The organism is Vibrio cidicii, assembly GCF_009665415.1.
In the GTDB taxonomy this organism is placed as follows: Bacteria; Pseudomonadota; Gammaproteobacteria; order Enterobacterales; family Vibrionaceae; genus Vibrio; species Vibrio cidicii.
In genome coordinates, this window is sequence record NZ_CP035922.1 from 206642 (window position 1) to 230887 (window position 24246).

18 protein-coding genes are annotated in these 24246 nt (G+C 46.3%); 8 read left to right on the forward strand and 10 right to left on the reverse strand.

Annotation, left to right across the window (positions count from 1 at the left end; translation table 11 throughout):
* Positions 1 to 32: 32 nt before the first annotated feature.
* On the reverse strand, positions 33 to 1805 hold the full coding sequence (locus EWA64_RS16470) for an alpha-amylase family protein (protein WP_061896144.1): 1773 nt from the start codon (positions 1803 to 1805) through the stop codon (positions 33 to 35).
* A 235-nt stretch (positions 1806 to 2040) separates the two neighbouring features.
* Here EWA64_RS16470 and EWA64_RS16475 point away from each other — a divergent pair, with 235 nt between their 5' ends.
* Positions 2041 to 3216, forward strand: coding sequence for a tetratricopeptide repeat protein (locus EWA64_RS16475; protein ID WP_061896143.1), 1176 nt, complete (start codon positions 2041 to 2043; stop codon positions 3214 to 3216).
* Between the two features lie 96 nt (positions 3217 to 3312).
* On the opposite strand, the gene EWA64_RS16480 is transcribed toward EWA64_RS16475, so the two are convergent.
* Entirely contained in the window at positions 3313 to 4017 is a 705-nt protein-coding gene (locus EWA64_RS16480) for a DUF445 domain-containing protein (RefSeq protein ID WP_039441542.1), read from the reverse strand.
* 162 nt (positions 4018 to 4179) lie between these two features.
* A complete protein-coding gene (locus EWA64_RS16485) occupies positions 4180 to 6036 on the reverse strand; it encodes an ABC transporter ATP-binding protein (protein WP_061896142.1) in 1857 nt (618 codons plus the stop codon).
* Between the two features lie 325 nt (positions 6037 to 6361).
* Between EWA64_RS16485 and EWA64_RS16490 the strand changes: the two genes are divergently transcribed.
* Positions 6362 to 7339 (forward strand): arginine deiminase-related protein, encoded by a 978-nt coding sequence (locus EWA64_RS16490; RefSeq protein ID WP_061896141.1) that lies wholly within the window; start codon positions 6362 to 6364, stop codon positions 7337 to 7339.
* 697 nt (positions 7340 to 8036) lie between these two features.
* Here the strand turns inward: EWA64_RS16490 and EWA64_RS16495 are convergent.
* Positions 8037 to 9344, reverse strand: coding sequence for an OprD family outer membrane porin (locus EWA64_RS16495; RefSeq protein ID WP_082796742.1), 1308 nt, complete (start codon positions 9342 to 9344; stop codon positions 8037 to 8039).
* 370 nt (positions 9345 to 9714) lie between these two features.
* On the opposite strand from EWA64_RS16495, the gene EWA64_RS16500 reads away from it, so the two are divergent.
* Positions 9715 to 10521, forward strand: coding sequence for an FCD domain-containing protein (locus EWA64_RS16500; protein ID WP_061896139.1), 807 nt, complete (start codon positions 9715 to 9717; stop codon positions 10519 to 10521).
* Position 10522: 1 nt separating this feature from the next.
* Here the strand turns inward: EWA64_RS16500 and EWA64_RS16505 are convergent, their stop codons facing one another.
* A complete protein-coding gene (locus tag EWA64_RS16505; protein WP_061896138.1) occupies positions 10523 to 11053 on the reverse strand; it encodes a YgjV family protein in 531 nt (176 codons plus the stop codon).
* Between the two features lie 244 nt (positions 11054 to 11297).
* Here EWA64_RS16505 and uidA point away from each other — a divergent pair, with 244 nt between their 5' ends.
* From uidA to EWA64_RS16520, 3 genes are all read left to right on the forward strand, one after another.
* Entirely contained in the window at positions 11298 to 13136 is a 1839-nt protein-coding gene (uidA, locus tag EWA64_RS16510) for a beta-glucuronidase (protein ID WP_061896137.1), read from the forward strand.
* A gap of 453 nt (positions 13137 to 13589) precedes the next feature.
* On the forward strand, positions 13590 to 14948 hold the full coding sequence (locus EWA64_RS16515) for an MFS transporter (protein WP_061896136.1): 1359 nt from the start codon (positions 13590 to 13592) through the stop codon (positions 14946 to 14948).
* A 96-nt stretch (positions 14949 to 15044) separates the two neighbouring features.
* On the forward strand, positions 15045 to 15452 hold the full coding sequence (locus EWA64_RS16520) for a hypothetical protein (protein ID WP_082796741.1): 408 nt from the start codon (positions 15045 to 15047) through the stop codon (positions 15450 to 15452).
* A 114-nt stretch (positions 15453 to 15566) separates the two neighbouring features.
* On the opposite strand, the gene EWA64_RS16525 is transcribed toward EWA64_RS16520, so the two are convergent.
* The 5 genes from EWA64_RS16525 to EWA64_RS16545 form a co-directional block, all read right to left on the reverse strand.
* Complete coding sequence (locus EWA64_RS16525; RefSeq protein ID WP_061896135.1) at positions 15567 to 16259, reverse strand: hypothetical protein; 693 nt, start codon at positions 16257 to 16259, stop codon at positions 15567 to 15569.
* 103 nt (positions 16260 to 16362) lie between these two features.
* Positions 16363 to 16989 (reverse strand): bifunctional 4-hydroxy-2-oxoglutarate aldolase/2-dehydro-3-deoxy-phosphogluconate aldolase, encoded by a 627-nt coding sequence (locus EWA64_RS16530; RefSeq protein ID WP_061896134.1) that lies wholly within the window; start codon positions 16987 to 16989, stop codon positions 16363 to 16365.
* A 19-nt stretch (positions 16990 to 17008) separates the two neighbouring features.
* Complete coding sequence (locus EWA64_RS16535; protein WP_061896133.1) at positions 17009 to 17947, reverse strand: sugar kinase; 939 nt, start codon at positions 17945 to 17947, stop codon at positions 17009 to 17011.
* Complete coding sequence (gene uxaC, locus EWA64_RS16540) at positions 17944 to 19365, reverse strand: glucuronate isomerase (RefSeq protein ID WP_061896132.1); 1422 nt, start codon at positions 19363 to 19365, stop codon at positions 17944 to 17946. Before uxaC ends, EWA64_RS16535 begins: the two co-directional genes overlap by 4 nt.
* 50 nt (positions 19366 to 19415) lie before the next feature.
* Entirely contained in the window at positions 19416 to 20876 is a 1461-nt protein-coding gene (locus EWA64_RS16545) for a fructuronate reductase (protein ID WP_061896131.1), read from the reverse strand.
* 424 nt (positions 20877 to 21300) lie between these two features.
* On the opposite strand from EWA64_RS16545, the gene uxuA reads away from it, so the two are divergent.
* On the forward strand, positions 21301 to 22488 hold the full coding sequence (gene uxuA / locus EWA64_RS16550; protein WP_058666340.1) for a mannonate dehydratase: 1188 nt from the start codon (positions 21301 to 21303) through the stop codon (positions 22486 to 22488).
* 208 nt (positions 22489 to 22696) lie between these two features.
* Positions 22697 to 23935: a DEAD/DEAH box helicase gene (locus EWA64_RS16555; RefSeq protein WP_061896130.1), complete on the forward strand. Its 1239-nt coding sequence runs from the start codon at positions 22697 to 22699 to the stop codon at positions 23933 to 23935.
* Positions 23936 to 24246 lie beyond the last annotated feature (311 nt).

Below are 24246 nucleotides of genomic sequence, written 5' to 3' on the forward strand. Positions count from 1 at the left end.
TCTTGGTGGAATTTGGCTATGTCGCGTGCCGTTTATTGCTGCAACACCCAAGCGCTGGCCGCAAAGGGTGGCAGTTCAATCCAGACGTCCCCTTGCCCTTGCTGTACTTGCAACTGAATGTCGGCTTGCTCGCCAACCGCATCGCTGAGTGTATAGCTTCCGTCGCTCAGGCCGAACTGGTTGAGCAACTTTTCAGGCAGCGTCACATGGCACGTATTACTCAGTTCAGCAGAGAAATTACTCGCCGCTAAGACCAGCGTTTGCTGATCAAAGCGAGCAAACAGATGGCAATGCTGGCCGAGTGCTCTTTGGTTAAGCGGATAGAGATCCATATACTCGCCACGCAGCGCGGGGCAATCGAGGCTGAAGTTGAGTAAGCGGGCGTAAAAGGCGCGCAGCGCTTTTTGTTTGTCGCTTAACAGGCCACCGTCAAACAGGCCGTTGTTCATCCATTTCTGATGTTCCGGCACGCCGATATAGTCAAAAATCGAGGTACGACTTGGTAGGCCAAAGCCCGCGTTTTCATTGCCCGCCTCGCCGACCTCTTGGCCGAAATAGATCATGCTGGGAGAACTGCTCAGCAGTGCTGAGACTAACATGGCCGGGCGACCATAATCGGCGTCGCCGGCAAATTCGGCGTGGGCCAGCCTCTGCTCGTCATGATTGTCGAGGAAATGCAGCATATTGTGCTCAATATCCATCATCTTGGTTTGAATTTCACCGATAATCGCCGTGGACGCTTTGCCCTGGATGACCGCTTTTAGCCCATCGTACAAGTCCACCTTGTCATACAGGTAATCCATTTTGCCCAGATGAATGTAATCGCGATAGAGGTGAGGTTGGTAAACTTCCGCCATCAAAAATGCGTCGCGGTTGCGCATCTTGATGTGTGAGTTGAGATAGCTCCAAAACTCGACAGGGACCATTTCCGCCATGTCGTAACGGAAACCATCGACGCCAAAATCGAGCCAAAATAGCGCGATATCGCGAAACTTGTGCCAAGAGCTCGGCACCTCTTGCTGCTGCCAAAAGGCAAAGTGTTCCTCAAACGAACGCTGCGCGTAATCGGCTGGCAGTTCGGCAAAATCTTTGCTGCCATCGGGTCGCACGCCGTAGTTCACTTTCACCGTTTCGTACCAGTCATCAAAGTTGGGTTTGGATAAGCGCGAGCCGTTGCCGGTCCACTTGGCGGGAAATTCCTCATACGGCTGTGCTAATTGCGGGTGCGCTTCGCCGCCAAGGGGAGAAGACTGCGCTGGAATATCCGGCAGTTGAAACGCTTGGCCGGGAATGTAGTAGAAGTTGTTGTCGCGGTGATACTCGACCGAGGTATCGTCATCAGCACCAAAGTCGCGCACTCCTTCAGGGTTGTTTAATCCATGATACTTTCGTGCTACATGATTCGGTACGATATCGATGATAACGCGCATGCCATGTCGATGAGTGCGCTCAATCAGCGCGGCGAATTCGGCCATGCGCTCGGCCGGATTGTCGGCCAGATCTGGGTTGACCGAATAGTAATCTTTGACCGCATAGGGGGAGCCGGCCCGCCCTTTGACCACTGCCGGGTGATCGTTGTTGATGCCGTAGGCTTGGTAGTCGCGCACCAAAGCGTGATGCGGAACACCTGTGTACCAAATATGGCTAATACCCAGTTGTTTGATCGCCGCAAGCGCGTCGTCGTTGAAATCGCTGAACTTGCCGACGCCGTTCTCTTCTAACGTTCCCCAAGGTTGATTTTGTGTGCCTTGATTGCCAAATAGGCGAGTAAAAACTTGATAAACTGAATGTTTTTGTTTTTTCATTGTTTATTCACTTGCAGATGTAGGGTTGGTCAGCGGCTAATTTAGCGAATATGAAATGCATTGAACTCATCCTAAGTGGGGGCGTAGAGCGTGGGAGCAAGTGACTGAAGAAAGCTGCGTCGGTTTGGCTATCCTCGTAGAATAGCTCAAGAATTTGCGATAAAAGCCGTTAAACTTAGCAAAAGGCGTGGTTTAATTGAGCTTGGGATGAGCCAATGATAAAAGAAATGACACTATGAGTATGATGGCGGTTGCAATTGGTGCTACCAGCCTTTCATTGCTGTTGGTTTTTGTCTGGATGTTTTCGCTGTCATTAAGGAAGCAGCGTCTAGAACAGGAAAGGAAAGCAAAAGAGGCAGCGTATCGCAGGGCGATTGAAAAAGCGCGAGAACAGGAACGGCAAGAACGCCTTTTTAAGGCGGAGAGTGGGCACATTCCAACCATTTTGTTTTTAGCCAAGGAAGCAGAACGCACCAATTTAAAAGAAGCGCTCTATTGGTACAACAAAGGTGCACGTTTGGATAACATCAATTGCATGTATGGCATTGTGCGCATGAGCGAACGCATGCGCGAAGATATGGTGCTCAAGGAGCAAGCCAACTTCTGGCGTTTGGTAATTGCTGGCGCAGAAGGTAACCTTGGGGCTAAGTTTGAAGCAGGGAAAGCCTTAGTCAACGGCCGCGGGGTGGAAAAGAACATTCCCAAAGGTTACGGCTTAGTGGAAGAAGCGGCCACGGAAGGTAACTTAGATGCCATGCTGTTTATGGGCGATTGGAGCCAGTCTTATCAAAATCCAGATAAATCAAGTGATAGTGCCTTTGAGTGGTATCACAAAGCGGCGGATTTGGGCAGCGTTGATGGGCAAATTCAGCTTGGTCTAAGTTACTTAAGTGGTTTGGGTACCAGTAAAGATCACACCAAAGGAACCTACTGGCTGGAGCGTGCGGCAGAAAAAGGCAGTGCAGAAGCGATGTTTCATGCTGGTGAAGCGTGGCGCGATTACGGTAAAACGGGCAATGCGCTGGCCTACGTGTGGCTGTTTCTGGCGTCGCATTTTGGTTATGAAAAAGCCCGGGCGATGCGTGACCAGGTGGCGACCAAAATTGGTGTAGATATCGTTGTTGGCTTGCAGTCGGTAGCAAAACCGTTGATGAAGAAACTGGAAGCGGGCAAAGTCGGCAAACATTCGATCATCAAGGCGCTGAACAAGGTCTACAAACGCCCTGCGTACTTCCCACCATTGGAAAAGCCGCTAGATGCGGATACTCAGTTGCTTAGCGATGACGCTGCGTTTGAAGAAACCTTGCTGGCGGATACGGTAGAAACTGAACAAGAACCCGTTTCGCCAAACGCCAATTCAGAAAAGCCTTCACTCGACTTTTCTCAGTCTTTCGAAATGCCGAAAAAGTAGCGAAATGTTCTGGTCGACATACTGCAAAACGCCCGCCAAATTGGCGGGCGTTTTAATTGCGAGTTGAGTTTGTTTGCTGCGGCAGATGTCGCCAAGTTACGCAATTACCGCAGTGACAAGGCCAATTAACCCCCCAAACACGCCGCCCCAAACCACCAGCCAGCCTAAATGTTGCTTGATCATCTTTTGCACCATCTCTTTGACCATTTTCGGCGTCAGCTCGTTGAGACGCTGATCGATGATGTTTTCAATATTGGCTTGGATCTCCTCCATCATGGCGGGCGCTTCCAACTCTTCTTTTAACGCCTGCTTAATGCTATCGCTCTGGCTAAGCTCAACCATGGCCGCTTGCATTTTTTCTACGAAAGGTTGTTTGAGTGGCACCAAGGCTTCTGTTCCACCCAACATCGCCAGCATGCCGCCAAACTGCGATTGGGCGATCACATCGACTAAAGAATCAAACGTTGGATTGAAATCCACTTTGGCGATGATCGGCTCAAGATTGAGGCTCTTACCACCTGCCATCTCTTTGTTGAGGAATTTGTCGATGTTTTCGCGGGTGAAAAATTGTTCCATCATCAGGGTTTTGATCGCCGCTTTGAACTCTTCAAAACGCGCTGGAATGACCCCTGAACCATACAGCCCCGGCACTTTTTCAAACAGCATATGAATTGCTAGCCAGTTAGTGATCGCCCCTGAAAAAGCAAATAGGCCAGCATAAAGAAGGTAATCGTTACTTAGCGCGTAACCCGCAGCTAAAGCGCCAAGCGACAGCAAATTAGTGATTAAGCTTTTGTTCATTAGTACAAAATCTGATTTGAGTTGAAGTCATCGGTGCGGCGATTTTAATCACATTTTGTGATCTAAGCCACCCTCGCATGGAGGTTTAAGCGCACGTTTCTCTTTAAAAAAGCCCCGAATGAACGGGGCTTGGGGCAACACATGGGTATTTTTCGACAGGACTTAGGCGATCTTGCTGTTCTCCTCTGGGCAATCGTCGGCGAGGAACCCGCCAGTTTGATGTGCCCAAAGCTGCGCGTAGATGCCTTTGTTATCCAACAGTTCTTGATGCGTTCCTTGCTCGACAATGTTGCCTTTATCGAGCACGATCAGCCGATCCATCTGCGCGATAGTCGAGAGTCGGTGGGCAATCGCGATCACCGTTTTGCCTTGCATAAGCTCATTCAAGCTCTCTTGGATTGCCGCTTCCACCTCGGAATCGAGCGCAGAGGTCGCTTCATCGAGTACCAGCAGTGGTGCGTCTTTGAGCAACACGCGAGAAATAGCAATGCGTTGGCGCTGGCCGCCAGAGAGTTTCACCCCGCGTTCGCCCACTTGTGCATCGTAGCCAACATTACCAAACGGATCGGTCAGCGTTTCGATAAACTCATGGGCGTGCGCCTGCTTGGTGGCGCGTAACAGCTCTTCTTCGCTGGCATCCGGATTACCATAAAGAATGTTGTCGCGAATCGAGCGGTGCAGCAGTGAGGTGTCTTGCGTCACCATACCAATTTGCGCACGCAGCGAATCTTGCGTGACCTCGGAGATGGTCTGCCCATCGATCTTGATCTTGCCACTCTCCACATCGTGAAAGCGCAGCAACAGGTTAACCAGCGTTGATTTTCCTGCGCCAGAGCGGCCCACCAAGCCGATTTTCTCTCCCGGTTTGATGCTCAGATTGAGATGGTTGATCACCCCTTTGTTCTCGCCGTAGTGGAAGCTGACATCTTCAAACTCGATTCCGCCTTGTGTCACCGTGAGCTCAGCGGCTTGCGGTTTATCTTGGATGGCAATCGGCTTTGCCAGCGTTTTCATCCCGTCAACCACAGTACCCATGTTTTCAAACAGCGCGCCGACTTCCCACATGATCCACATCGACATGCCGTTGATGCGCAGTGCCAAACTGACCGCAATCGCGATCGCGCCGACACTGATTGCGCCGCCCAGCCACAAATAGATAGAGAGCGACGCGATGGAAAACACCAGCACATAGTTGGTGACTTGCACGGCGATGTTAAAGCCCGTAACCAGGCGCATTTGTCGATAGACAGTGCCCAGAAATTCGCGCATACCGTTTTCGGCGTATTGCGTTTCCCGCTTGCTGTGCGAGAACAGCTTCACGGTTTGAATGTTGGTGTAGCTATCGACGATACGCCCGGTCATGGTGGAGCGCGCGTCTGCTTGTTCAGAAGCGACACTTTTCAGCTTTGGCACAAAGTAGAGCTGAATGGCGATGTAAATCAGCAGCCAAATCACCATCGGCACCATCAAACGCCAGTCGGCCGCCGCCAGCATCACGATGATGCTGGTGAAGTAAACCGAAACATAGACGAACACATCCATGGTTTTCATCACCGATTCACGCACTGCCAGCGATGTTTGCATCACTTTGGTAGCGACGCGGCCGGCAAAATCATCCTGATAAAAGTTCAGGCTCTGATTGAGCAGATAACGGTGCGCTAACCAGCGAATCGACATCGGATAGTTACCGAGCAGGGTTTGGTGTACCACCAGCGAATAAACCACGACGAGCGTGGGCATCACCACCAACAGTACCAAGCCGTAGTAAATCAGCTCGCGTTGGTTTTGCTCGATAAAGGTACGAGGGTCGCTATTGCTCAGCCAATCCACCAGTTGGCCCATTGCGCCAAACAGGGAGACTTCGACCATGGCGACAATGGTTGACAACAGTGACATCAAAATCAGCGGTTTTTCAAAGCCACGAGTGTAGTAGCGGCAAAATGCCAGTAATCCCTCTGGTGGCTGCTCCGGCTGTCCGGCCGGAAACGGATTGGTAAAGCTTTCAAATCGTTTAAACATAACGCGTCCTAAAGTAATGCACCCACACGGACGGAAAGTGCGGGTAAAACGAGACAGAGTGGCTTGGAAGGGCAAAAAGTAGTCTAACGGATTGGTGAGACAAATGTAACTAGTTGGTTATGGCTTTAAGACAATGGTTCGGCGCAGGCGACACTCTGGAGACGAAATAGTTTGTTTATCGGCGAGGTGTCGATAAATATTTCTGTCATCCCTCACTTCTAGAGTAACTATTACTGAAGGGGGCGTATGCTATGCTTAAAATCAGTAAAAACATGGTTAACATTAATTTTACAATCTGCCTAATCTAGTGATAAGGAATGGACCGATGTTGTTACCGAATGAGACAAATCTATCGAAACAGAGCGTGCGACAAAACGCCAACTGCGTGGTGATGGTGCCGCCGAAAGAGTTTCGTTTTAATGAAGAGACCGCTCGCGACAACGAATTTCAGAATCAAATCTCCCTCGGCCAAGAGGCAGTGCGACAAAAAACCATGGCGGAGTTTAAAGCGATGGTGAGTAAACTGCGTCAGGAAGGGGTGCAAGTGGTGGAGTTTGACTACCCCGAGTCATCCGTCGCAACGCCGGACGCCGTTTTCCCGAATAACTGGTTTAGTACTACCGAAGAGGGCGCTTTTTTCACTTTTCCGATGGCGTGTGAAAACCGCCGGGAAGAAGTTCGCCCGCAAGCTTTGATTGACGCGCTCATCGCCGCAGGGCGAGAAGTGACCCACCAAGATTCACTGACCCAATACACCCACGATCAGGCATTTTTGGAAAGCACGGGCGTGATGGTGATCGATCATTGCAACAAAACCATTTATGCCGCCCTGTCACAACGTTGTGATCGCTTGGTGCTGGAAGAGTATGCCAAACGTATCGGCTACCCGCGCGTGATCTCTTTTCAAACCCGCTTACCGTCTGGCAAGCCTATCTATCACACCAATGTGATGATGGCGATTGGCGAGAAATTTTGTGTGATTTGCGATGAAGTGATCCCCGAGTTTGAACGTCGTTTCGTGCTCAAAGCGTTGGCGAAAGATAAGCAAGTGATCTCGATTTCCATCGAGCAGATGAACCGTTTTTGCGGCAACATGTTACAGTTGGAAACGGTCAACGGCAGCAAGGTGATTGCGATGTCGCAATCGGCCTACGATGCGTTTTCAGAAGCGCAGCGCAACCAACTGGCCACGCACGGTAAGTTGCTGCCATTTGACGTAACGACGATTGAAGACATTGGCGGCGGTTCAGTGCGCTGCATGCTTGGTGAAGTATTTTTACCCAAACGCAAAGCGGTGTTGTAAGTTCCCCAGAGCTTCCCCAAAAAGCACCATGTTGAAAGATGTGGTGTTTTTTTATTTGTATTGTGGGTGAAGAGCTGACCATTAAAAATGCCACTCAACATTGAGTGGCACCTTCATGCTTCGTCACTGCTAGCTTTGTTTAATCTAAAGCGAGCAATTCTTTTTCATGGGTGTTTTCGCCCACTTCATGACAGCAATGGTTGTGGTGATCCTCGTAGCCATCATACGCGCATTCGCCAATATTGTTTCTAGGACAGATAAGATAGTGACTTCTATCGATTAACTCTGTTTGACATATTGGACAGTACTTTTCCATAGCAACCTCCCACAACTAAAGATTGAAAATTTCGTCCGTAGACACGAGTTCAAGGGTATTTTTAGACCCTAGATTATGACCGTGATGTGAAGGTTTTGTGTGTGCTGCATGAGAAATAAGCACCTTTGTGAGGAACTGAGTTGAAACCGGTGGTAGGTAGTGATTTGATTTTTGAGTAAATTATTGATTTTTTGTGTTAATTTGTGAAGTCGCGAAGGGGGCGGAGCTAAAGAAAAATGACAATATGCAGATTAAAAAAACTTAGGCATAGAACCGCGATATCTATAGACGTCCCAGGATGACGTGTTTTAACTATAGCTGAGGTGATGAAGTGCAGGAGTGGCGAACTGAGTTCCGCCACTCTTAACAGGAGAGTTGAATCTAGAACAGATTAAAATCGTAGTGCGCGGTAAGCTTTATGTCGTAGTAATCTAACTTGTCGCCAAGTGCACTGCCTTCGCGATATTCTTGAGCCTTGTTAAGAATAGCTGATGTTTTAAATCCTTTCAGAGGCCCTTCTTGAACAGTATGACTTAGCACTAAGTTTGCACCTAAGCCTTCAATGTTGACGTCGTGGTCTCGATCCTCATAACCATCTGTCACGACAAGTGCTAGTCCCATATCGAGGGAATCAGAAATTTTGTAGAAACCGCCGATCTGCCATGAGAACATGTCGTAGTGATTGCGGTCGATACTTTGGTCAAATGGGAAGCCAATATCGGTGTCGATATCAGGATTTCCAGGAAGCTTTTTACCTACTTGGCCGAATGAACCCATAACTGTGATTCGGTCTTTGTTCCACAGGAGTTGGCCAGATAAGGCGTAAGTGTCATTGTCTATATTTTTGTCTTGTGATACGCCAATGGGTTGGGCATAGAAGCCGACGTACTCCGCTTTGACGAATCCTATTTTTGAGTTGATCCAACTGTGACTACCACGGCTCATTAACTGCCACGATAAATCTTCTTGATAGCTGGCACCAAATGACAACATGGTCTTTTGGTTGTCCCAAACACCCGCGAGGGTGTAGCTTGGCTTATTGTCGACATCAATTATGTATTTATCACCAGATGGTGCCAGCTTTATATCGGTTACTAATCCTTCATCTGTCCATTCTTGATAGTACCCACCTGCGTATTTCTGACTATACATACCGTATAAGTGGAAGTTTGCGAAGTTGCCTTTATAAAAAACACCTTCGTTTAGAGACGGCACTGTACGAACTGAAGAGTTATCAATCAAAGGGATCATGTAATCCAGAGAACCGTATCTGTAATCAGTACCGAACTGACCGATTTTAATGTTGGCCCAATCACCAAAATCTAAACTGAGGTTTGCGTAGTTGATAGTAAAACTTTCATGGCCGTCTAAATAAAAACGTGTTGATTTATCAGGGTCAGCGCGTAATTTTTCAATATGGTATGTACCTACTTGAAAGCTTACGGTATCCATGAGTTGACCCGACTCGAAATCGAATAAGAAACCTTGAACCCATGCATCAATCTCTGGGCCATAGACTCCATCACTTGCGCTTGGCCGTTCTGCGTTTCGGTACTCATTTCTCAGTTTTACATCTAAGGTTGAATTCTCGATGAAACTAGCTGACACAGGTGAGGTAAATAATTGACATCCAAGCATGGCAGCTATGTATCCGGATATCGTTGTTTTTCGGGTAAGGAGTGTTGTCATTGTTATATTCCAGCGTAGGGTGTTATTTATGCATACCAATATATACAGATTGGTAGATCAAAACCCATTTTTGGTATGTCATTTATTGATCGAGAACACACAGAAATAATTTTTGGGTGACAATGATCACTAAGCTCTCGGTTGCTATTTCCAAAATTTGAACTCAATAAGAGTTTTAGTAGGGAATTTTGGTATTCCGAATGGTAGAATGTCGTTTTTGAGCCTGATTACAATTGCGTTGGTGTACATGAAAGTACAGAGCGCAGATGAATTGATCATATCGTTCATTCAGACTAGTTATGTATTCAAATTTATAGGTATGGGTAGTTCGTCGCGAGGAAACGCACGCATAAATAGGATAAAAGTGACAATGTTTAATGAAAGCAAAACAACAAAAAATAGCCGTCGCTATGTTTCCATTGGTTTGGATTTGCTTACGCAACTAGAACAAGGTGCGTATGCGATAGGTGATAGGTTACCTACTGAAAGGGAAATTGCTGAGCAATATGACGTGAGCCGTACGGTTATTCGTGAAGCGATTATCATGCTGGAACTGGAAGGGTTGGTCGAGGTTCGTAAAGGATCTGGCGTCTATGTAGTCGCACTTCCAAACCAGAATCGCTCAGAAGCTTCTGGTTCTGCGCAACCTTTATCATCGGTGCAATGTTTGGATGGTACCGATATTGGTCCGTTCGAAATGTTACAAGGAAGACAGTTGATTGAAAGTAACATTGCCGAATTTGCAGCAACGCAGATCACCAAAGATGAAATTATGAAGATGCGTAAAGTGTTAAGTTTAGAGAAACAAGCACTTGAATCTGGTGAATACGCAGAAGATCACGATAAAGAATTTCATCTGTTGATCGCAAAAGCGAGTAAAAACACATTCTTGATTGAAGTGTCGGAATTGATGTGGAGAAAGCGTGCTGAAAGTAAAATGTGGGCTCAATTACACAGCCACATTGATACTTCGGAATACCTTTTAAAATGGTTAGAAGATCACGCAAAAATCCTATCAGCTTTGCAACGTAAAGATCCACAAGCTGCAAAGCTGGCGATGTGGCAACATTTAGAAAGTGTGAAGAATACCCTGCTCGATCTTTCAGATGTTGAAGATGAGAGCTTTGATGGCTACCTCTTTGATTCCTACCCTATTTTTAACGCGAGCAATGGATAAGTTAAGCTTCATTACTGCTTGATATATCGCAAAGGTGTTTGCGGCGATGAGATAAGTACATTGTCGCAATAACCTTTATATTCAATAGAATAAAAAGCCCTTCTGTTATTGTCCCCCCAATTGAACCAATAAGTAAGTTATTGGTAAACCAGCAAGTTGAGTTAACCAGAATTAGCAGTCGCATTTGCATTCCATCACATCGATATAGCGCATATGTACCGATACTTGCACCAATCATAGTGAGGATTTCACTTTGATATTGAAGTGTGGTTAAACCCGTTACCCAAATGAGGACAATAAATAAGATTGCGACAGCGAGCGATCGAGTCTTGGTGGAGAAGTAACTGCGCAGCGCGGCAATGAATGTGACTGCGGCTGATGCAAAACTGCCGAGCAGGATAAAGTGAATGAGTATGGTTAATTGAAACCAAGTGAGTCGTCTTTTGAACTTCTCACCATTTGGGTTCCAGAATGCTGTGGCGCCCAAAAACAGAGCGATAAAACCTACCCATTGTGCAAAATCAATCGTCATATACTTTCTATTTTAAACGGTACTTACGTTGGGTTGCGACCTTATCATAGTTTATTTGGTATACAGGTTGAGGCGGTTTGTTTTGTGATTTGGTGCACCAATTGGTTGTAAATCTATACTTGCGTGATCTGTGTCGCGGAATTGTCTGGGTTTGATCTCTATATTGGTATTCCAGTTACCGAGGAATGTTTTCTCGAACAATATTTACAATAATATAACTCTACTGATAAAGATCGGAGCATTTATGACTGCATTTTTGTACCCTCAAGAAACAATGACTCGTCGCGTTAAAGATATTAGCGGCATTTGGCGCTTTAAGTTGGATACACGTAACGAAGGTCGCGTTAACGACTGGAAAGATGGTCTAACTGACACAACAGATATGGCAGTGCCGTCAAGCTACAACGACATCTTTACTGAAAAAGAGATGCGCGACCATTGTGGTGATGTGTGGTACGAAACAGAAGTGATGATCCCATCTGAGTGGAAAGACAAAGATGTATTCGTTCGCTTTGGCTCTGCAACCCACCAAGCAATTGTATGGGTAAACGGTGTCGAAGTCGCGAGCCATGTTGGTGGTTACATGCCGTTCGCTGGTCTGCTAAATGATTGCATTAAGTTTGATCAAAAGAACAAAGTTGTTGTGGTTGTGAATAATGAGCTTTCACGTACAACCATTCCATGTGGTCATGTTGCTGAGTACGAAGATGGTGTGCGAGAAGTTAAACCTTGGTTCGACTTCTTTAACTATGCGGGTATTCATCGCCCAGTTAAGCTAATGGCACTACCAAAGCATCGTTTAAGTGATATCACAGTCATTACTGACTTTGAGGGTACGGTTGGTAAAGTTGACTATACGCTAGAAGCGAATCTTCCGGTCGGCGCACAGGTCAGCGTAAAACTTTATGATGCACAAGGCACTCCAGTTGCAGAGCATACTGGTGTAAAAGGTCAATTAAAGGTTGAGAATGTTAACCTGTGGAAACCTGGTAAAGGATACTTATACACATTAGAAACGTCTATTGAAGTAGATGGTGCGATTGTCGACCAATACCCACTAGAAGTTGGTATTCGTACTGTGAAAGTTGAGGGGACTAAGTTCCTAATTAACAATGAACCTTTCTACTTCAAAGGCTTTGGCAAACACGAAGATTCAGACCATCGCGGTCGTGGTTACGATCCAGTTGTAAACCTACGTGATATGGAACTGATGGATTGGATCAACGCAAACTCCATGCGCACATCGCATTACCCTTACGCTGAAGAGTTCATGCAGTTAGCGAACCGTCGTGGTTTGGTTGTCATTGATGAGACACCAGCAGTTGGTCAATGGGACATGATGATCAGTGGTGGTGGTATTGCAGGTGCTGGCGCGGGTGCTGGTGGCTCTGAAAAACTGAAATTCTTCGACAACGAAGACGTGAAAACAGAAGGTTTAGCGGCTCAAAAACATGCGATTGAAGAGTTGTTTAAGCGTGACAAAAACCATCCATGTGTTGTGATGTGGTCATTATCAAATGAACCGGATACATCACAAGAAAGCTCGAACGAATACTTCCGTCAAGTATTTGAATATGCACGTACTCAAGATCCACAAAATCGCCCACTGACATTCGTAAACTTTATGATGGCTCCGTATGGCAAATGTCATGCACATCAGCATGCCGATGTTATCTGTCTAAACCGTTACTACGGTTGGTACATCATGGGCGGCATTGAGATGCGTGATGCTGGTAAAGCATTTGCGAAAGAGCTAGCAGGTTGGGCTACCGAAGGTAAGCCAATCATCATCACTGAATACGGTGCAGATACGACGGCTGGTGTACACAAACTGCCAAGTGTTCAATGGTCAGAAGAGTACCAAGTTGAATACCTAGACCAACAGCACTTTGCATTTGATAGCTGTGATGCGGTTGTCGGTGAGCAAATGTGGAACTTTGCCGATTTCCAAACATGGGAAGGCATTATTCGTATGGATGGTAACAAGAAAGGCGCATTTACTCGTAACCGTCAACCTAAGATGGCTGCCCACCACTTACGTAAACGCTGGGCAAAAATTCCAGATTTCAAATATAAGAAATAATCGCAGAAAGTCACGTTAACTGACATTCCTTTGTTAAGGGGCCCTTGTGGCCCCTTTTTTGTTATATGGGCACCCACAAGGCATTTTGCCTTAAATGTACTGGCATCGGATTCAATTGGGTAGCGATTAATAAATGGAAGCGGCACACCAATTATTTGAGAGTTAAATAAAATTACTGAACCTTAATCACAAGTGCATCACTCCTTTTGGCCATGAACAAAGGGCAGTTTTATACTGCTCTTCGTTGTATTTGTCGTGAGTAGTTGGATTCTTGAAGACAAGTGCGATATTGGGATGTGGTTCACCATTTTTTCATATTTATCCTTTTGGTATGCAAAGGGTGAGTTTGAGCACTTATTGGTATTCCAATGCTTTGTATAATTAGTCGCATATAAAGCAAGTGGCACTACTACTGCATTAACTCAAAATACAACGTGAACGTAAGGGAATAAGATGAAAACGATATCCGTATCAAACAAAGTTGGCTATGCCCTTGGGGATTTAGCTAACTCACTGACTTTTGGTATGAGCTCCATGTTTTTGCTGGCTTACTATACTGATGTTCTTGGTATTTCGGCCGCTGCGGCTGGTACGCTATTTTTGGTTGCTCGTGTTTGGGATGCGATAAACGATCCTATGATGGGGGCGTTGTGTGACAAATTGTTTGCTAAACGTCGTGGTGAAAAATTCCGTCCTTTCTTACTAAAAGGCAGTTGGCCAGTCATCATTGCCGCCATTCTTGTATTTTGGGCGCCTGAGGGACTGACCGATGTTCAGAAACTGATTTGGGCTTATGTCACTTATATTGTATTTGGTATGGCATATACCTTTATCAACATCCCTTATGGTTCACTCGCGACAGTAATGACTAACGATCCAGCAGAGCGTGCTGGCCTATCGGGTGCTCGCGCGTTTGGCAGCATGATGGGGATGGTTAGTTGTAACATGATTATGCCTTTCTTACTTTCGTTCTTTGCTGACGACTTATCGAAAGCTTACTTGTATGGCGTAACTGCACTTGGCCTTGTTTCTTTCATTTGTTATTTGTTTGCATACCGCATGACAGAAGAGCACATCAAACATGAGCTGACTGACAACCCAGATTTTGGTTTCAAAGACACCATTAAAACATTAGGCAAAAACGTACCGTTTCTGTGTGTGAGCGTAGCATCAATGCTGATGTTAACCGCAATGTTGGGCCAAGGCAGTGTGCTTTACTACTACTTATCACTAAACCTTGATGGCGCACTTTGGTTCATTTCTTTGACTGCGGTTGTACAAGTTGTGACAACCATCGTTGTCGCGCCAAGTGTGGGTAAATTGTCAGCACGCTTTGGGACTAGGAAGTTGATGCTAATAGGCTTTGCTGGTGCTGGTATTGCTTCTATGGTCAGCTTTGTTTTACCAACCAGTATCTATGGTGCGATGGTGTTCTATATTGTTGGTATGCCATTTATGTTGCTTCCAAACATTCTTATCTGGGCGAACGTAGCTGACTGTATCGATTACAACTATGAAATCTCTGGTCAGCGTCAAGAAGGCATTATTTACTCCAGTTACTCTTTCATGCGCAAAATGGGCCAAGCAATTGCCGGGTTTATCGCTGGTATGGGGTTAAGCATGGTTGGTTACAATGCGGCTCTAGACGTTCAAGCTGACGCAACATTGATGGGCATTAAAGCATTTATGTTCGCGATGCCAAGTATCGCAATGGCGGGTTGTTTTGTTCTTTATTACTTCTTCTGGAACTTAGAGCCAAAATCGGAAGAACCTAACGAAAAACCAAAAGAGGCGGATGCGCAAATCGCATAACCCCTGATAAAGGCACTGACTTGGAATCCCAGTTAGTGCCTTTTGTCTTTATGGCATTCGGGAAATTATAAGTACAAGCTGAACAAGGTAAGCCTGATGTACTTGGCACTGATGGGACTGAATATGAATACTTACATGAATGTATTAAATTGGACGGATGAACAGATCCCACATCGATTGTGGATCGAAAAACAAGAAGACGATACCACTCGCTTGTGTATGAAGATTGTTAAAGATAGTGAGCCAGAAATGCTCTACCTGAACTTAGACGCAAGCCAAACCTGTATTCTTAATGCATGGCAGGGAAGCGCATTTCCTGTCACTGATGCTTTTGATGATGGCTGTGTCTATAGCCAAGTAAGAAGTTTGCTTAATTTACCTCAAGGTTGCGTTTTATGGTCTTTGACGCACGTATTGCTCCCTGATGGTAAGAAAATATCGACCGATAAATTGGGATTTATTCCCGGAATGCGTCAACATAATGGACATCTTATTTCTGTTTAAATTGCCATTAAGTACACAAGTTTCAGAGAGTACGCTTAATTCGGGATAAGACAACAGAGTAAAAGCCCCTTTATTGTTCGGTTCAATAAAGGGGCTTTTGGTGTCTGTATAATTTTACTTTATATATCTTAATAACGATTGAATACCATCGATAGGGCTAGTAAGAATAGGGATGAATGGGTGACTGAACGTTGCGGCAGGCGCCATGGATGCTTGGGCAAGGATAATGACACTGTTTGAGGGAGCGTTTTCCAACGTGGATTCGATGGCCTTGGATATTGATGTAATATACGCCGAATGGTCACCGTTACTGTAGTGCTGCCATGCGTGAGGCACAATAGTGACATGAATCATCTCGCAGACTGATAATGGCGTTTTCTCTGCATTTTGACACACCAATTTATAAGTGGGAGACACCGTACTCTCTGCTGCTGCCAAAATATAGAGATGACGAAATCTGACGGCCTTTTCAGCCATTGCTCTATCAATTCGGACAACCTTAGCGGAAAGTCCTGATGTCGTTTCTGCGTATTCCCCGATGCTAGAGCACGTACAAACTATCAGATCAAAGCCTTGCCTTGCGATGTTTTTGATGCAGTTGTGCACCACGCTTTCTATGCTTTGGGCGCATGTTATGTTTTGCGAGTTATTTACGGCTTGCGATGGCGTGCTCTCTATCGCCTGATCCAATAAAGACTCTGCAAGGAAATGAGAGATTTGTATGTTGGAAGTTGGAAGCAAATCGTCGATATAGGGTTGAAATAGAGCGATGTTGCTACGAACGGTATGTAAAAAAGCGATTTTCATGTGTTTTCTTTTACAAGAAAGGCCTCCTGCATGAGGAAGCCTTGGAATTGAAAGGAAAGTATAAAATCAAATAGAACGAGATTAACTTGGTTATCGATGCGGATTAAGCAACTAAATCTGCTGCCTCACGAGTGAGTCGGGCAATCTCATCCCAGCGGCCTTCATTGATCAGCACTTTGTCCACCATCCACGTACCACCACAAGCTACGACACGTTCAAGGCTAAGGTAATCATTGACGTTGTTAGGATTAATCCCGCCTGTAGGCATCACTTGAATTTGCGTGTAAGGCGCTAAAAGCGATTTCAGCATATTGATGCCGCCAGATGCCTCCGCAGGGAAGAACTTAACCGTAGTAAGGCCGAGTTCTAGCGCTGCTTCAACCGCACTTGGGTTGTTTACGCCCGGGACGATTTCAATGCCGATTTCTTGACATGCTTTCACTGTATTTGGGTTTAAACCCGGAGAAACAACAAAAGTCGCGCCTGCTTCTTTGGCTGCAATGGCTTGTTCTTTATTGAGCACGGTACCTGCACCAATTAGCATGTCAGGTTGCGCCTCTCTGAGTAGGCGAATAGCTTCTGCCGCGGCATCTGAGCGAAAGGTGATTTCTGCCGCAGGTAGGCCATTTTCAGCCAGTGCTTTACCCAGAGGGATGATGTCTTCTGCACGGTCAATGGCAATAACAGGAATTACTTTTATTTCTGCAAGTTGCTCTGCGATGGTTTTCATTGTTTAAATCCTATTAATATCAAAGAGAAAACTGAATATGTTTCATTGTGTCAGTTGGAATAATAGCGCCCTTATGCTGAATCACGAGTCCTGCAAGCAGATGCCCTTGTTTTGAACATATACTTGGTGATTGGTTTAGTAGCCAACCAGCCAAGAAGCCAGCATTAAATGAGTCACCGGCGGACGTCGTATCGACCACTTGTTTCACTGGCTGAGTCCGAATTTCTAACGTTTCATTGGTCTTGAAATTGCAGTAAATATTGCCTTTCGCACCCATTTTAAGAGCGACCTGCTTTACGCCTTGTTGCTTCAATCGTTGTAGTGAAGCATTTTCATCGCTGTCGCCCCAAAGTGCTTGTTCATCGTCGTTTGTGACTAAAGCAAGGTCGGTGATAGCGAAGATTTGGCGATAGAAATATCGAGCCTCTTCCGCATTCTCCCAAAGGGCTGGTCGATAATTGGTGTCAAAGGCGATTTCGATGCCCTGTGACTGAAGTTGAGTCAACAAGCCAATCAAACGCGTGCGATCATCACGTGGTAAAATCGCCAAACTGATGCCACTTAAGTACACCATATCGACGTGAGAGAGTGCTTGCTCAACTTTTGAAAAATCTGGATGTTGGAGTAAGTGTCGAGCCGCCGACTGATTGCGCCAGTAAAGGAAAGTTCTCTCTCCCTTGCTATCGAGTTGAATCAGGTATAGTCCTGGTTGGCGTTTATCATCACGCAAGACCAAATCAGTATTGATGTTTTCGCTTTTCCAACGCTCTAGCATTCCTTGACTTACGGCATCCTGTCCAAGTGCTGAAACATATTGAATGTCGATCTGCTTGTTTGTTGTTCGGGCCAAGTAAACGGCAGTGTTGAGTGAGTCTCCGCCGTAGGACTGCAGCATAGAGCCAAATGGTTCACCATTTAACTCGATCATGCACTCTCCTATAATCGCGATGCGTTTCATGCTTGCTCTCCTGGTAACGTAAAGTAACGTTTCGCATTGAAATAACAAACATTTTCAACCATTTGGCTAAGAAGTTGGGTATCGTTTGGCGCTTCGCCTTTTACGACCCACTGGCCAATCATATTACACAGAATACGGCGGAAGTATTCATGGCGTGTGTAAGATAAAAATGAACGAGAGTCTGTTAACATACCAACGAATTGGCTAAGCAACCCAAGTTGAGACAATTGCTGCATTTGTCTCTCCATGCCGTCTTTTTGATCGTTAAACCACCAGCCAGAGCCAAACTGCACTTTTCCTGCAATGCCACCCCCTTGGAAGTTACCAATCATGGTCGCCATCATTTCATTATCGCGTGGGTTTAAGCAGTACAGGATAGTTTTAGGCAGTTCATTGGTTTGATCCATGTCATCGAGAATGTGTGCTAGCTCGAATGCAAAAGGGCGATCGCCTATAGAATCAAATCCTGCGTCTGCTCCGAGTAAGTTAAACATGCGAGAGCTGTTGTTGCGCTGTGCGCCAATGTGTAATTGCATCACCCAGCCGCGCTTTGCGTACTGTTTGCCTAGCCATACTTGAACGGCGGTGGTGAACTGATCAATTTCCTGCTCTGTCAGCGTTTGCTCGTTGAGGCGGCGGCTTAGAATGGCATCGAGTGTGCTTTCACTAGGAATCGAAGCGTAACGAACCACTTCTATGCCATGATCGGCAGCGCGACAGCCATGATGAGCAAAGTAATCTAGTCGAACTTCAAGTGCTTTCAGTAGATCAGAAAAGCGTTGGATCTCAATATCAGCACTCTCACCTAGTAATGCCATGTACTCATTGAACCCTGCCAATTCAATTTTGAATGCGCGGTCTGGGCGCCAACTTGGTGCAACTTCCACGTCAAAGGTCGTGTCTGCTGCGATGGTTTTATGGTGTTCCAAGGTATGGATTGGGTCGTCGGTCGTGCCCGCCATGACCACGTTCATTTGCTTCATGATGCCACGAGCTGAGAAGTCAGAGGATTGCAGCAACTCATTACCATGATGCCAAATTGAATCAGCGCTTTCTGGGCCGAACAAAACACCAGAGATGCCAAAAGGACGTCTAAGTTCAAGGTGAGTCCAGTGATATAAAGGGTTACCTAAGGTTTGTGGAACCGTTTTAGCCCATGCTTGAAACTTGTCTAAATCTGACGCATCACCGGTGATCAGAGATTCTGATACACCTGCCGCTCGCATTGCACGCCATTTGTAGTGATCGCCCTCTAACCAAATTTTGCTAAGGTTCTCAAATTGGCGGTTTTCAGCCACATCTTTTGGGTTTAGATGACAATGGTAATCATAAATTGGCAGGTGTTTGGCATGGTTGTGGTAAAGATCACGTGCGACGTCTGTATCTAGTAGAAAGTCTTCACATAAAAAGGTTTTCATATTGGGGCTCCAGCCCAAGCGAAATAAGGCTTCCGCTTGGGCTTATTGAATTAAAGAGAAGCAACGGCAGCACGTGCGCCTTTGGTTAGGATCAGTTGGAACGCTTTGGTAACCTCTTTGACGAAGTTTTCATTTTGAATGAGATCCGTACCGAAGATTGACTCAATAGCCAGAAGCTCTTTTACTGCGCCACTTTCAATGCCATGCTGTGTGAAAATCGCTTTGAATTTGTCACTCATTGGGTCTCTAACATCGATCTCTTGACCTTTTTCATCGACACCCGCGATGTAACGCATCCATCCTGCTATACCCATTGCAAGCCAGCGATAGTCGCTATGGTTTGCAAGGTGGAATCGCAATGAACCGCCCATACGCTGAGGAATCTTTTGGCTCCCGTCCATGGCGATTTGCCAAGTTTGATGTTTTAAACTTGGGTTAGTAAATCGCTCAATCAATAGTTTTGCGTAAGCGGTTAAGTCCGTTCCCTCTGGCATAGATAGTGTCGGTGCTTGTGCTTTTAGCATCATATCGAGCGCCGCTTTGCGATAGTTATCATTGGTCATCGTATCAGAGATATGCTCGTAACCACCTAAGTAGCCGAGATATGCCAAAAACGAATGGCTACCATTAAGCATGCGAAGTTTCATTTCTTCAAAAGGCACGACATCAGTAACGAACTCTGCACCTGCCACGTTCCAAGCTGGACGTCCATTTACAAAATTGTCTTCGATAACCCATTGACGGAACGGCTCACAAGCAATGCCACATGGATCTTCGTGACCAACAAGATGGGCGATTTCTTTGAGGGTTTCTGGTGTAGCCGCAGGAACAATACGGTCTACCATCGTGCATGGAAACGTTACGTTTGCTTCAATCCAGCCTGCTAAGTCTGTATCGATTAGGTAGGCGAAATCTAGGATTGCGGCTCTTGCGACGTGTCCGTTCTCTTGAACGTTATCGCACGACATGACGGTAAATGGTTTGAGCCCTGCTTGTTTGCGCAATCTTAACGCTTCGACGATGTAACCAATTGCTGAACTCGGAGAGTGAGGCGTTTCTAAATCCTGTTGGATGAGGGCATTTGTTTTATCTAATCGACCTGTTGCAGGGTCCGCACAATAACCTTTTTCAGTGATGGTCATTGATACGATAGCAACTTGCTCTTCGACCATTTTATTCAAAACGGCTTCTTTGCCATCAAGTGCCGGGTGTAGGGACTCGGTTACCGCTCCAATCAATTTTACTTCTGTTGATTTTGCGCCTTTTTCTGCAACGGTGTATAGGTGGTCTTGTGCTCTTAGTTGTGTGATGAGGTCTTCACCACCAAATAAGTTGATCTCACAAATCCCCCAATCACTGCCAGTTTTTTCGAGCATTTCATTAGTGAACAGCGCTTGGTGTGCTCGATGGAATGCACCAAAACCTAAATGAACGATACGACTCTTGAGCTGAGAACGTGAGTACGTAGGTTGAGGTAATTGAGTAAAACGGTCGGTAGAAAGCGTGGTCATTGTGTTCTCCATCTAAGCACGACAAGCAGTTAACGGTGCCAAAGTGCCCTAAATCTGTTTGTTAAGCGCCTTTTTAATAATTGGTTTACCAAAAAATGAGTTGAAACCAGTATCTGTCATTAGGGCTATAAGTAGTGTCATCTTTGATTGTGCAGGTTTTGCGCAACAAAATCAGTCATCGCTATTATAAGTTTAAATTGGTTTTGGTATGCGTGATTGTGGTCACAAATGTTTTGGTATGCCAAATGTGGGGTGTTTTTCGTGATTTTGGTCAATCAATTGTATGTTGGTGTTTGACTCAATGTAGGTCAAGCATCAGTATTTGCTTCATGTTTTGGGGATGTTGTTATTGGTATACCATTATCAACTATGCGGTAGGCATAACTCTTCTCCATGTTGAATAGTAATAAGAAAAGGTATCGATATGGAACAAACTTGGCGTTGGTACGGCCCGAATGATCCGGTTTCGCTAGACGATATTCGTCAAGCGGGCGCAACAGGCATTGTGAATGCCTTGCACCACATCCCAAATGGGGAAGTGTGGCCAAAAGAAGAGATTTTAAAACGTAAAGCCATCATCGAAGCGAAGGGCTTAACGTGGTCAGTGGTTGAAAGTGTGCCAGTTCACGAAGAAATCAAAACTCAGACGGGCAATTTCCAACAATGGATCGACAACTACAAGCAAACCCTGCGTAACCTTGCAGAGTGCGGTATTGATACCGTTTGCTACAACTTTATGCCGGTGCTTGATTGGACGCGCACCGACTTAGAATTTGAAATGCCAGATGGCTCTAAAGCGCTGCGTTTTGACCAAATTGCCTTTGCGGCATTTGAGCTGCACATCCTCAAGCGTCCGGGCGCTGAAGCGGATTACACCGAAGCTGAGCAAGCGCAGGCATTGGCATACTTCAACAACATGTCTGAAGCGCAAATCCAGCAGCTCACCAGCAACATTATTGCAGGCTTACCGGGCGCAGAAGAAGGCTACACTTTGGAAGAGTTCCAAGCACAATTGGATCGCTACGCGGGCATTAGCAAAGACAAACTGCGTGAGCATATGGCGCACTTCTTGGCAGAGCTTATGCCAGTGTGTGAGGCACACGGCTTGAAGCTTGCGGTGCACCCAGATGATCCACCGCGCCCAATTCTTGGCTTGCCGCGTATCGTTTCAACCATCGAAGACATCGACTGGTTGACCGAAAAAGTGCCAAGCAAAATGAACGGTTTGACCATGTGTACTGGCTCTTACGGTGTGCGTGGTGACAACGACCTAGTGAAGATGATCAAAAAGCACGGCGAGCGTATTTACTTTACCCATTTGCGTTCCACCAAGCGTGAAGAAAGTAACCCGATGACATTCCACGAAGCGGCGCACCTTGATGGCGACGTGGACATGTACAACGTGGTGATGGCGATTCTGGATGAAGAACAACGCCGCGCAGAAGTGGGCAACCACCGTTTGATCCCAATGCGACCGGATCACGGCCACCAAATGCTGGATGACTTGAAGAAGAAAACCAACCCAGGCTACTCCGCCATTGGTCGTTTGAAAGGTTTGGCTGAAGTTCGCGGCCTAGAAATGGCACTAAAACGCGCTTTCTACACCAAGTAACGATTTACAATGTAAAACCGATTTTTAAAAGCGCAGGGTTTCGGCTCTGCGCTTTTTGTTTGTGCCGCACGATTCTCAGACCATGCTTAGTTTTCGCTTCTAAAATGGGATGGTTCGCCCACTAGATTGTGGTAAAGTCCGCGCCAGCGCTTTAGCGCAGTGTGACTGTTTTTACTGACTCTTCAACCCAAAGCACAAGGTTAAGCCAATGCCATTTTCTACTCTCTCATTGAGTTCTAAGCTGATTCACGCCCTGCCAAAAGACTTCAAGAAACCGACCGACATTCAAGTGTTGGCCATTCCTGAGCTGTTGGCTGGTAAAGATGTGCTGGCGCTGGCGAATACGGGCAGCGGTAAAACCTTGGCTTACGGTCTGCCTCTGCTTGAGCGTTTAAAAAACAGCCCCGAGCAGCAAGCCTTAGTGTTGGTACCCACGCGTGAATTAGCCATGCAGGTAAGTGAAGTGTTCACTTACGTTGGCAAACCGTTAGGGCTGAACACGCTCTGCTTGTGCGGTGGGGTAGATAAGATTGAGCAGCAAAATACGCTAGCCGAGATCCCAAATATTCTGGTGGCCACGACGGGACGTTTGTTCGATCTCACCCAAAGTGGATTGAGCTTGAACCGCGTAACGACGCTGGTGCTAGACGAAGCGGATCGGCTGCTCGATATGGGCTTTTGGCCTGAAGTGCAGAAGATTGCCGAGCAAACCGCCTGTGCACGACAAACCGCGATGTTCTCGGCGACGTTTTCAGATGAGCTAAAGCACAAAGTCGCGCAACTGATGCAAGACCCTGTTCAACTGGCGGCTCACGCGCAAAACAGCACTAATCAAGATGTGGCGGAAACGCTCTATCTCGTCAATAAAGGCAGTAAAACCAAAGCCTTGATTGAGCTTGTACAGCAAAAGCAATGGCCACAGGTGTTGGTGTTTATTGGTGCGAAAGAACATGCCGATGGCTTAAATAAAAAGCTCAACAAAGCGGGCATCGCTGCCAGTGTATTGCATGGGGATAAAAGCCAAAGCGAGCGGGAGACGGCGCTTGCGCAGTTCAAAAGTGGCCAAAGCCAAGTGCTGATTGCGACGGACGTTTTAGCGCGCGGTGTACACATTGAACAACTGCCAGTGGTGATCAACTTTGACCTGCCGATGCACGCCGAAACCTATGTACACCGAGTCGGTCGCACTGCAAGAGCCGGACAGCAAGGCCTTGCTCTTTCGCTGGTGTGCCACGGTGAAATGGAATCGCTCAATGCCATTCGCCACCTCACGCAACGTGAATTGCCGGTGCAGAACCTAGAGGGTTTCCCGGTTACGGACCAGCCCTCAACGGGTGAGAGTAAGCGCGCTCCGCGTGACAAAAAAGCCAATCGCCGCACGCAAAATAAAAACAGCATCAAACAGTTCCAAAGTAAACCGACCAAGCCGAACCCGCGCGCCAAATAGTCATCTCGGCTAACCGCGTAAGTGGCATCTGAGGTCATGACCTACTTTGGGATTGCAATGGACAATCACAGCTAAGCCATGACCATCTTCGACAAGCGCACTTTGGGGTAACAAATGTACTCTGAATTGTTGTGACACATCCATATCAAGTCGCTTTAATTTATAAATGCATCAGCTGTGCCGGACAATATTAAAAAGCTATATCTCAGAACAATGGCTTGATGTTAAATAATTGTTGATTAAATGTTGCTCAAATCTATTCTGGTCTGACCATAAGATGCGAAATATTCTTTGAGGGTTGGAGAGGATCT

Excerpts from the sequence above, each read along its gene's own strand:
- EWA64_RS16515 (WP_061896136.1), top strand. The coding sequence starts at position 13,590 with ATGAAAACGATATCCGTATCAAACAAAGTTGGCTATGCCCTTGGGGAT.
- EWA64_RS16545 (WP_061896131.1), bottom strand. The coding sequence starts at position 20,876 with ATGACCACGCTTTCTACCGACCGTTTTACTCAATTACCTCAACCTACG.
- EWA64_RS16520 (WP_082796741.1), top strand. The coding sequence starts at position 15,045 with ATGTACTTGGCACTGATGGGACTGAATATGAATACTTACATGAATGTA.
- uidA (WP_061896137.1), top strand. The coding sequence starts at position 11,298 with ATGACTGCATTTTTGTACCCTCAAGAAACAATGACTCGTCGCGTTAAA.
- EWA64_RS16490 (WP_061896141.1), top strand. The coding sequence starts at position 6,362 with ATGTTGTTACCGAATGAGACAAATCTATCGAAACAGAGCGTGCGACAA.
- EWA64_RS16525 (WP_061896135.1), bottom strand. The coding sequence starts at position 16,259 with ATGAAAATCGCTTTTTTACATACCGTTCGTAGCAACATCGCTCTATTT.
- EWA64_RS16475 (WP_061896143.1), top strand. The coding sequence starts at position 2,041 with ATGAGTATGATGGCGGTTGCAATTGGTGCTACCAGCCTTTCATTGCTG.
- EWA64_RS16555 (WP_061896130.1), top strand. The coding sequence starts at position 22,697 with ATGCCATTTTCTACTCTCTCATTGAGTTCTAAGCTGATTCACGCCCTG.
- EWA64_RS16500 (WP_061896139.1), top strand. The coding sequence starts at position 9,715 with ATGTTTAATGAAAGCAAAACAACAAAAAATAGCCGTCGCTATGTTTCC.
- uxaC (WP_061896132.1), bottom strand. The coding sequence starts at position 19,365 with ATGAAAACCTTTTTATGTGAAGACTTTCTACTAGATACAGACGTCGCA.
- EWA64_RS16485 (WP_061896142.1), bottom strand. The coding sequence starts at position 6,036 with ATGTTTAAACGATTTGAAAGCTTTACCAATCCGTTTCCGGCCGGACAG.
- EWA64_RS16530 (WP_061896134.1), bottom strand. The coding sequence starts at position 16,989 with ATGAAAACCATCGCAGAGCAACTTGCAGAAATAAAAGTAATTCCTGTT.
- EWA64_RS16495 (WP_082796742.1), bottom strand. The coding sequence starts at position 9,344 with ATGACAACACTCCTTACCCGAAAAACAACGATATCCGGATACATAGCT.
- EWA64_RS16505 (WP_061896138.1), bottom strand. The coding sequence starts at position 11,053 with ATGACGATTGATTTTGCACAATGGGTAGGTTTTATCGCTCTGTTTTTG.
- EWA64_RS16535 (WP_061896133.1), bottom strand. The coding sequence starts at position 17,947 with ATGAAACGCATCGCGATTATAGGAGAGTGCATGATCGAGTTAAATGGT.
- EWA64_RS16470 (WP_061896144.1), bottom strand. The coding sequence starts at position 1,805 with ATGAAAAAACAAAAACATTCAGTTTATCAAGTTTTTACTCGCCTATTT.
- uxuA (WP_058666340.1), top strand. The coding sequence starts at position 21,301 with ATGGAACAAACTTGGCGTTGGTACGGCCCGAATGATCCGGTTTCGCTA.
- EWA64_RS16480 (WP_039441542.1), bottom strand. The coding sequence starts at position 4,017 with ATGAACAAAAGCTTAATCACTAATTTGCTGTCGCTTGGCGCTTTAGCT.